We start from the raw sequence: 10,202 nt of genomic DNA, 5'->3' as shown, positions 1-10,202 counted from the left end.
GGATTAAGGGGGAGGGGCTCACTAGGATTGACCTAGGCCCCGCCTGTAATGCGATTATGCTTTATTATCGCTCTAAGGGGATAGGCGGTTGCTTTGCCTGCCATTGCATCAGTGTTGCTATGGCTCGTGGAACAGCTGATCAGGTTTAAGGGGTGAACAGAGGCGCCATCGTGGGTATCAAGCAATACCCATAAGCCTGTGACTATGGAATCATTCTCTGCCTCTGCCTCTGCCTCTGCCTCTGCCTCTGCCTCTGCCTCTGCCTCTGCCTCTGCCTCTGCCTCTGCCTCTGCCTCTGCCTCTGCCTCTGCCTCTGCCTCTCCCTTTCCATACGCAGCGGGGAGGTGTCTGGTTTAGCCAGCCAGATATGTGTGAAGCTACAAACCCTGCTTGCAGAAACAACAAGGGCTGCACATTGTGCAGCCCTTGCCTCTGGAGAATAGCGGGTTGAGCGTGTCAGCTGGCCCAGGTGATGATGTGATCGATCCATTCACCGGCCTGATCCTCGTGAATGACTTTGCCACGGACGGATTGACCAGCCTGATGCATCGCGGAACGACTGCCGGTCAGCAGAGGATGCCACTTTGGAAGAGCGTTACCTTCAGACAGCAGGCGATATGCGCAAGTTGAGGGGAGCCAGTCATATTCGGCGATCTTGTCATGGGTGATCTGCAGACAGTCAGGCTCTTTTTTGAAACGATTGGCGTAATCAGAGCACTGACAGGTCTTGGTGTTAAGCAAATTGCAGGCGACATTGGTGAAAACCAGTTCGTCGGTATCTTCATCGATCAGCTTGTTGAGGCAGCATTTTCCGCAACCATCGCAGAGGGATTCCCATTCGGACTCAGTCATCTGCTGCAGACTCTTGGTCTGCCAAAAGGGGGCTTGCATCATACCGCTCACTTATTACACCTGATAAAACGCGTGGTTATACCCCTTGTTACCCGGTATTTCAAGGAGAGGGTCACTCCGGTGGGCAAATTGTCGTGATCAGCTCAAATGAATGCAATGACTTTCAGCCTCATCATATTACTCAAACGGGTTCGCTGGTGGGCAGGAAGTCCCGCAGGTTTGAATACTTGGGCTGCATGATTGTCCAGTTCAGGTTTTATTTTCTGCTTCTTTATCCGTTACATCTTTTGATGTTTGTCTGCTTGCTGCAAGCAGGGTCAAATGATCTCCGATGCCTACCGTCAGGCTGTTGTAAGCTTGTCTTTCAAATAAAGCCGCTGGTCACATATTGTTTGCGCCCTTCTGTCACTGCGACCCGCGGGAGAGCCTGCGTAGGCGTTCGTTTTTTGTCTTAATGATTGAGATAGATATCTTGCTCTGAATAGGCCAGCAGAGGTGTGCCGAGGTTAGTCCGTTTCGCGCCAAAGAAGCGGGTGAGCACGCCAGATTGCTGTCCCAGTCGCTGCAGCTTGACGTGATCCAGCTCGATCTGCTCGGGTAGCCAGGTAAATACGGCGGCGCAGTGACCATTGCCCAGACTGCGCTCCAGGGTTTGCTGCCAGTTCTTGATTTTGGGGCTATGTACCACCAGCACTCTCTTGGGATCGATACCTCGCTCTTCCAGACGGCTGACTGTGGGGCGTCCCGGCGGGGCGATCAGCAAGATCCAGCCGGTATGAGCCTCCCCAAGCTTTGTCAGCTCGCTCAGAAACTGATCATCAGACTGGATAGTCACACCATAATGAGCCAACTCCGCTTTGCAGGCGGTTCTGGTTGGCCAGGGCTTGCTCATGACACGATTCATCGCAAAGGGCAGTGAGTGCAGGGGCTGGTTCATATATGGGGTTCCTGTATGAATATCCAAGCTGTATGTGCATACAGTAGTTCTATCCTGTGGCAGTGACAAGGTGTTTTTGCTGAAAAATGTGATGGTGTTGGCATGTGTCGTTAGTAAGGTTATGTTTTTAAACACTATTAAATATAAAGCTGGTTGGGTGTTTTTCGTACTATGGACAAACCTTGCGTAACCGCCCATGGTTATACAGGTCATTTACAGGAGGTGCCGCCATGGATATCAGTACCTTGCAACGTCTTGATGCCAACATCTTGCTGGGCATCATCAATGAGAAGCTAAGGCTTGAGTGTGACGGGTTGGAGGAGTTGCTGGCCTATTACGATATGAGTGAAGAGCAGCTGGCAGGACGTCTGGATCAGATTGGGTACCATTACGATCCATTGAGCAATCAGTTCAAAGCACATCTTTAAGGGTGCAATGATTGCTTCATATTTATACGGTAATTTTTCAGGCACATTGAAACCGGTTTCAATGTGCCGTCTTGCTGCCTATTTTCAGGGATTTTCAAGGCTTGGCAATCTCTGAAAACCTATTCATGCCAGAATATTTTTATTGTTTCATTAAGCTTATGATAATAAAGGGAATGTTTGTTTTTGTGCGATCAATTAAAGGAAAGGGTTTTCAAGCTTTTTAGGCTGTTTTTATCGGTTAAAGTGTGACTTGCGTTAACTTTTAATTCTGCCGCTTTAGTTAGTATTCTCACGCCGGTACATATTTTGAGATAACAACAGCGCCGGTCCCGCAAGCGGGATAACAATTTTATTTGTAACGAAGGAATATGGTTTATGGCTACCAAGAAGAAGACAGACCAGGATCTCCAACTGGATAAAGATCAGCTCAAGGCGAGTATCGTGCGTCACCTGCGTTCTACCTTGGGAACAAGCGAACAGAAAGCCTCTCCCGAAGCGTGGTGGAAAGCCACTGCGGCGGCCGTCAATGAACAGGTGTACGAGCGCCTGACCCGCACTCAGCAGACTCATTTCAAGAAAGATACTCGTGCGATTCACTATCTCTCTGCTGAATTCCTGATGGGACGATTGACTTCCAACAACCTGCACAACCTCTCCCTCTACAAGACTTGCGAAGAGGCGCTGGGCGAACTCGGTCTGGAACTGACCGACCTGTGCGAACAAGAGCCTGACATGGCACTTGGCAACGGCGGCCTGGGTCGTCTGGCTGCCTGCTTTATCGACTCGCTGGCCACTCTGAACTATCCGGCTGTTGGTTACGGTATCCACTACGAACACGGTCTGTTCCGTCAGGAAATCCAGGATGGCCGCCAGATCGAGCGTCCGGACTCCTGGCGTGAATATGGCAACCCCTGGGAGATCTGCCGCCCCGAGTCGGTGCAAGAAGTGCCGCTCTATGGCTACGTCGAGACCGTGTTTGGTGACAATGGCGGCCTGAAGAAGGTATGGCACGCCGGTCGCAAGATTAAAGGGGTGCCTTGGGATATTCCGGTGGTCGGTTTTGGCGGTCACACCGTCAACATCCTGCGTTTGTGGGAATCCCGCGCCTCCGAGTTTTTCGACTGGGACGTGTTCAACGCCGGTGGTTACATCGACTCCCAGGCTGAGAAAGCCCAGGCCGAGACCATCTCCAAGGTGCTGTATCCGAACGATGAGACCGATGCAGGTAAAGAGCTGCGTCTGATCCAGCAGTACTTCTTCTGTGCTTGCTCCATCAAGGACATCATACGCCGCTACAAGCGGGTCCATGGCAGTGACTTCAGCAACTTTGCCGCGCAAATTGCTATTCAGCTCAACGATACTCACCCGACTGTCGCCATCCCGGAACTGATGCGGGTGCTGGTTGACGAGGAAGATCTGAACTGGGATGCCGCTTGGGCTATCTGCTATCAGGTCTTCTCTTATACCAACCACACTCTGCTGCCGGAAGCGCTGGAGAAGTGGTCGGTCAGCCTGTTCGAGAAAGTACTGCCTCGCCATCTGGAGGTGATTTACGAGATCAACGCCCGCTTCCTGAACGAGTTGGTGGAGCCCAAGTGGCCGGGCAACGATGCTATCAAAGCCAAGCTCTCCATCATCGAAGAGGGAGATGTGCGCAAGGTTCGCATGGGCAACCTGTGCGTGATCGGTTCGTCCAAAGTGAACGGTGTGGCCGAGATCCACTCCAAGCTGGTGAAGGAAGATCTCTTCCCCGAGTATGCCGAGCTGTGGCCGGAAAAAATGTGCAACGTGACCAACGGGGTGACCCCGCGTCGCTGGCTGCTGGCGTGCAACCCGGAACTGGCTGGCCTCTACAACGAAGTAGTGGGCAAAGAGTGGCCGCTGCAACTGGACAAACTGCGTGGCGTGGTGAAGTTTGCCGACGACAAGGCGTTCCAGCAGCAGTTCATGACCATCAAGCGTCACAACAAAGAGAAGCTGGTCAAGGTCATCAAAGATGAAACAGGTATCGATGTCAGTGCCGAGGCGATCTTTGACGTTCAGATCAAGCGTCTGCACGAGTACAAGCGCCAGCAGCTGAACCTCATTCACATCATGGCACTCTATCGTCGTCTGCTGGCCAACCCGGACTATGACATGCATCCGCGTGTGTTTATCTTCGGCTCCAAAGCGGCGCCCGGTTACAAGCTAGCCAAAGACATCATCTATGCCATTAACAAGCTGGCGGATCGAGTCAATAACGATGCTCGTATCCAGGGCAAGCTGAAAGTGGTGTTCATGCCGAACTACCGCGTGAGTCTGGCCGAGAAGCTGATTCCGGCGGCAGATGTCTCCGAGCAGATTTCCACTGCAGGTTATGAAGCATCCGGTACCGGCAACATGAAGATGGCACTCAACGGTGCAATCACCATCGGGACGCTGGATGGAGCCAACATCGAGATCGCTGAAGAGGCGGGTGCCGAAAACTGTGCCATCTTCGGTCTGAACGTGGACGAAGTGAAGTCGCTGAAGGCGCGCGGTTACAACCCGTACGACTTCTACTATGCCAACTCCGAGCTCAAAGCCGTGCTGGACTGGTTTGATACCGACTACTTCACGCCTGGTCGTCCGGGTGAGCTGGCTTCAATCAAGCGCTCCTTGCTGGAAGGGGGAGACCCTTACCTGACCCTGGCGGACTTCCAGTCCTACTCGGATGCACACAAGCTGATCGATACCTGGTATCGGGATCCGGCACTGTGGGCGAAGAAGGCCATCATCAACTCGGCCACCATGGGCAAGTTCAACTCCGACCGCTCTATTCAGGACTATGTGGATCGGATCTGGGATCTGAAGGCCTGCAACATCGGCTAATCGGATTCATAAATGAGAAAACCCCCGCAATGCGGGGGTTTTTGTTTATTGGGGGGGAGGTGGATCAGAGGATATCGCCAACGAAGTAGGCCAGCAGGGCGAGCAACACGGTAAAGACCACGTTCAGAGCCATACCGGCTTTCATCATCTCCCTCTGGCGGATGTGGCCACTGGCAAAGACGATGGCATTGGGCGGCGTGGCGACCGGCAGCATAAAGGCACAGGAGGCACCGATAGCGATCAACACCGACATCACCACAGGTGATACACCCAGCGCCTCGGCGACACCGGCAAACAGGGGAACCAACAGCGCGGCGGTGGCGGTGTTGGAGACCAGCTCGGTCAGGAACACCACGAAGGCGGCCAGCATAAGCAACACGACAAAAATGTTGGCGTTGGAGAGTACGGCCGACAGATGGCTGGCCAGGAAGGCACTGGTACCGGTGGCCTTGAGAATGGCGCTCAGGGTCAGACCGCCGCCAAACAGCATCAGCACGCCCCAGTCGGTGTTCTGGTTGACGTCATCCCAGCTGGCGACACGGCTGACCACGATGGCCACGATGGCGCCCATCGCAATCAGGGTGTCGAGTTGCGGAATACCGCCAAAGGCGTTGGAGATGGGTTGTGAGCCGATCCAGAGCACAACGGTGGTCAGGAAGATTGCCAGCGTCACTTTACGCTCGCGGGTCCAGTTGATGGTGACATCCTGGATCTCGACGCGGTGGCTGAGACGCGGGCGGGTTACCAGATAGAGCAGGGCAATACCGCAGGGCATCAGGATCAGCACTACTGGAACGCCGAATTTCATCCAGTCAGTGAAGCCAATCCCCATCTGGGCGGCTGCGATGGCGTTGGGTGGGCTACCCACCAGGGTACCGATGCCGCCGATACTGGCGCTGTAGGCGATCCCCAGCAATACGAAGACGAAGGTGGCGCGCTCTTTTTTGCTATCGAGGCGTGCCAGCATACCGATCGCCAGTGGCAGCATCATGGCGGTGGTAGCGGTGTTGCTGATCCACATCGACATGGCGGCTGTGATGGTAAAGAGCAGGATGACGCCCCAACCTAGATGACCATTGGCCAGGTGCATCACCTTGCCTGCCATCAGGGTATCCAGTCCCTGTTTGGAGAGGGCTGCCGCGAGGGCGAAACCGCCAAAAAAGAGGAACAGGATCGGGTTGGCAAAATCGGTGAGGGATTTGCTCATGTCAAACACCCCGAGCACGGTAGCCAGCAGGGGTACCAGCAGCGCGGTGATGGTGACGTGCAGTGCTTCGGTCAGCCAGAGGATGGCGATAAAGACCAGAATGCCCAGCCCCTTGTTGACCATGGGATCAAACGGGAGCCAGGCGAGCATGGCACAAAGTAGCAAAACATCCAGGATGACGATCCCTGATTTGATGTCCAGCCAGCGAGATGGAGCAGAGGGTACAGCTGATGTGTGCATAATGTTCTCTCGGTTAATTTATGGTTGTTTTTGTGTTGCCGAGATTACATCCATTCACTTGTTTGAAACAGACTCACATGTTGAAAATCAGCCTCTACTCACATACTCATTGATAAAAATGAGGAAATGAACACATAAATAAAACATGTGCGAAATATAAATCAAACATCCATGAACTGTTCCAGCCATTGCTTGAACATGTTCTTGGGCAAGGAGCCATTTATCTGGTTCACCAGTTTGCCCTGTTTGAAGACCATCAGGGTGGGGATACTGCGAATGGCGTAACGGGCGGCAATGGTGCTCTGTTGCTCGGTATCGACTTTGACAAAGCGCATCCGTGGTTCGAGTTCATGGGCAACCTCATGAAATACCGGAGCAAACTGCTGGCAGGGGCCGCACCAGCTGGCCCAGAAATCGACCACGACAGGGATATCTGAGTTGATCAGGGTATCGAAGTTATCCGCCTTCCCGAGGCAAGGGGTCTGGCTGAACAGGAGGGCTTTGCAGCGCCCGCATTTGGCAGATGTATCGATATGGGTAACGGGCAGGCGGTTCCTGGTAAAGCAGTGGCTACAATAAGTAGTGATAAATGACATAATTGGTTCCTTCTAAATCAGCTCTGGCCGGGGATATGATGAGAAGCCAGAATGAAGCAATCGCGAAACAATAGCGAAATATCAGAGCAATAACGGTAACACAGTGCCCAGCGGGAGTGGATAATTCCCCAGGGTTCATTGCCTGACCGGATAATTCAGCGACCACCAGATGAGAGTCGAGACGGGATGAATAAAGGATCACGGAAAAACCGTGCTGTGCCAGGGCTGATTGTTGCCCTGCTGCTTGCCTTTTCGGGCTACTGCTGGCAGTCGCTCAGTCAGCAGCAGCAGGCCCACAACCTGAACGAAGCGGCCGAGGTGGTGCTGAACCGGATCAACGCCGATACCGTCTATCTGCTTGGGCGGGAGCAGGCCAATGACAGCAATGTCCAGCAGCGCCTGAACCAGTTATCCATCACCCTTGACGGTTTTGTACGGGAAGTCAGAAGCGATCCCGAGCTGGTGCAAGACGATCTCTCCCAGGCACTGCTTGATGACATGGACACCTATCTGATGGCGCTGGCCAGGCTTCATGCCATTGAGATGGCTATCGAGTACCTCAATGCGCCCCTGCAGGCCCAGATTAAAAAGGTGCGGGGGATAAGCCCGTCAGACAGTGCGCTTCATCGAGACCTGGAGGAGCTGGCGCAACTGAGCAACTATCTGCAGCGCAGTTGGGACAAACGTGAACAGACTACGCTGGACCAGCTGCAACAGCAGTTGCAATCCCGTTATGGCAACTTGCCGGAGATCGCTACCCTGATCCGCCTGAGCAAGGAGATGAGCCAGCAGGTGATTGCCTATCACACCTTGCGTTACCAGCTCATCGACATGCATGTGATCGAGAGTCTGGTGCGCTGGAAACTCGACAAGCTGGAGCGCGCCTCCTCTTTGATGAATCGCTTTTATCTGATGGTGCTGTGCGGAGCTTTGATCTGCTTTGCGCTGGTGGCCTTCACCCTGTGGCGCCGTAACCAGAAGCTGAGCGAACTGTCGCGCCAGACCGGCTTGCTGGCCCAGGCCAAAAGCGATTTTCTGGCCAACATGAGCCACGAGATCCGCACCCCCATGAATGCCATCATAGGTTTTAGCTCGCTGGCACTGCAGACTGAACTGGATCAACAACAGCGCGACTATTTGGGCAAGATCAAATCCTCATCCGATACCCTGCTGCTGCTGATCAACGACATCCTTGATTTGACCAAGGTGGAGTCCGGCAAGCTGACGTTGGAGGAGATCGACTTCGATCTCAGCGAGCAGCTCGATTCGCTGGCGGGCATGTTTGCCGATCTGGCGGAGCGCAAACACGTGGAGGTGGTTATTCGCAAGTCACCGGAGGTGCCGGTCTTCTTGCGTGGAGATCCCCTGCGATTGGGGCAAGTGCTGGTCAATCTGGTGAACAATGCCATCAAGTTTACCGAACGCGGTGAAGTCGAAGTCTGCATCGAGCTGGCCAATCCTCACCCAATGCGGATCCGCTTCAGTGTGCGCGATACCGGCATCGGCATTGCCGAAGAGAAGCAGACCCAACTGTTTCAGGCGTTTACCCAGCTGGAGGCGGGCAATACCCGCAAATATGGCGGCTCGGGTCTTGGGCTCAATATCTCCCAGCGTCTGGTGGAGCTGATGGGAGGGCGGATCACCGTAGAGAGCAAGCCTGGCGTCGGCTCTCTGTTCAAGTTTGATATTCCGATGGCGCAGGCGGTCTACGGCGTCGCTGGACGGAAAGTCTTCTTCGAAAACCAGCCGCTGGTGATGGTGATGGATGACAACGAACTGGTGCTGGATCTGGCCCGGGACATTCTGACTCGGGCGGGAGTGCGAGTGCTGCCGGTTAACTCCCTTTCCCGCGCCCGTCAGCTGCTCCGTGAAGAGGGACCGAATCTGCGGTTGGCGATCCTCGACTGGCGCATGGGTCAGGAGGATGGGCTCGATCTGGCGCTGGAGATGTATCAGCATAGCCAGTGGCGGCGGATCCCCATCCTGATGATCAGCGCCTGGGCCAGAGAGGGGCTGCACGCCCGGATGGACAGCATGGGGCTGACCCATTTTCTGCCCAAACCGATGACCGAAAATGCCCTGCTGGCCAAGGTGGACGAACTGCTCAACGGCAGCTCCTACGAGCTCAACTTGCGCAAGGCCGAGGCTCAGGGGGATCAGCAACACTTCAAATCCCTGTTGCAGGGTACCCGAGTGCTGTTGGCGGAAGACAACCGGGTCAATCAGCAGCTCATCATCGAATATCTGCGGCGCGTCGATGCGGTGGTGTGTGTGGTCAGCAATGGTCGGGAGGCGGTGGAGCGGGTCGCAGAGCAGCCTTTTGACGTGATCCTGATGGATTTGCAGATGCCGGTGCTGGACGGACTCGATGCCACCCGCCAGATCCGCAAGATGGTCGACAAACACGATGTGCCCATCATTGCCCTCACCGCCAGTGCCATGCCCGGTGACAAGGAGCGTTGTCTGGGGGTGGGGATGAATGGCTATGTCACCAAGCCGGTGAGCAAGCTGGATCTCTACAACAACCTGCTGCAGTGGGTAAAGCCGCAAGGGGTGGAGCAGGCGGGGATCATGGAGGTGAAACCGCCGGATATGATCGGGATCCTCGATCTGCAGGATGCCCTCAAGCGGCTGGAGCAGGACAAGGAGGCGTTGCAGATCCTGTTCAAGCTGTTCATGTCGGAGCACAAGGACGACCTGTGGGAGATCCGCTCCGCCCTGCGCCGTCAGCAGCCCGAGGTGGCCAGCAAGCTGCTGCACACCCTCAAGGGGGTGTCTGCCAATATCTCGGCGGCCCGTCTGCAATTGGTGGCTGGCGAGCTGGAGTGGCGCTTGCGGCAAAACGAGGTGCTAAGCGAGACGGATCTCGAACAGTTGCAACAGGTGTTCAGCCAGACCCGGGAAGAGGTGTCACACTTCCTGTTGACCGGTGAGCAGCATGAAAATTCGTATAATCCCTATTCATCAGGGGATGATCGCATGTCACAGTGAATTAAATAGTAATTATTCTCAACCATCCCGGTTCGGGATATGATGAGCTTTCGTTCGAATCGCCTCCAGCCGGAGGCGATTGTTTTCATTCTTTTATTTCT

7 protein-coding genes are annotated in these 10,202 nt (G+C 54.5%); 3 read left to right on the top strand and 4 right to left on the bottom strand.

Annotation, left to right across the window (positions count from 1 at the left end; translation table 11 throughout):
• Positions 1-456: 456 nt before the first annotated feature.
• Positions 457-891, bottom strand: coding sequence for a YcgN family cysteine cluster protein (locus A9G06_RS17210; protein WP_171903400.1), 435 nt, complete (start codon positions 889-891; stop codon positions 457-459).
• 412 nt (positions 892-1,303) lie between these two features.
• Positions 1,304-1,789, bottom strand: coding sequence for a hypothetical protein (locus A9G06_RS17205; RefSeq protein WP_064335890.1), 486 nt, complete (start codon positions 1,787-1,789; stop codon positions 1,304-1,306).
• A 230-nt stretch (positions 1,790-2,019) separates the two neighbouring features.
• Between A9G06_RS17205 and A9G06_RS17200 the strand changes: the two genes are divergently transcribed.
• Together A9G06_RS17200 and A9G06_RS17195 are read left to right on the top strand one after the other, a co-directional pair.
• Positions 2,020-2,217 carry a DUF4250 domain-containing protein gene (locus A9G06_RS17200; RefSeq protein ID WP_005333612.1) on the top strand — a complete coding sequence of 66 codons (198 nt, stop codon included), beginning with the start codon at positions 2,020-2,022 and terminating at the stop codon, positions 2,215-2,217.
• A 375-nt stretch (positions 2,218-2,592) separates the two neighbouring features.
• On the top strand, positions 2,593-5,067 hold the full coding sequence (locus tag A9G06_RS17195) for a glycogen/starch/alpha-glucan phosphorylase (protein WP_069555990.1): 2,475 nt from the start codon (positions 2,593-2,595) through the stop codon (positions 5,065-5,067).
• Between the two features lie 64 nt (positions 5,068-5,131).
• Here A9G06_RS17195 and A9G06_RS17190 read toward each other — a convergent pair whose 3' ends face one another.
• Together A9G06_RS17190 and trxC are read right to left on the bottom strand one after the other, a co-directional pair.
• Positions 5,132-6,514, bottom strand: coding sequence for a DASS family sodium-coupled anion symporter (locus A9G06_RS17190; protein WP_005333606.1), 1,383 nt, complete (start codon positions 6,512-6,514; stop codon positions 5,132-5,134).
• Positions 6,515-6,675: 161 nt separating this feature from the next.
• A complete protein-coding gene (gene trxC, locus A9G06_RS17185) occupies positions 6,676-7,110 on the bottom strand; it encodes a thioredoxin TrxC (protein WP_069555989.1) in 435 nt (144 codons plus the stop codon).
• Positions 7,111-7,296: 186 nt separating this feature from the next.
• Here trxC and A9G06_RS17180 point away from each other — a divergent pair, with 186 nt between their 5' ends.
• Positions 7,297-10,101, top strand: coding sequence for a response regulator (locus A9G06_RS17180; protein WP_069555988.1), 2,805 nt, complete (start codon positions 7,297-7,299; stop codon positions 10,099-10,101).
• Positions 10,102-10,202: the final 101 nt, after the last annotated feature.

It is taken from the genome of Aeromonas sp. DNP9 (genome assembly GCF_001728955.1).
Lineage (GTDB): Bacteria > Pseudomonadota > Gammaproteobacteria > Enterobacterales > Aeromonadaceae > Aeromonas > Aeromonas veronii.
This window is presented reverse-complemented; position numbering and strand designations above follow the sequence as displayed.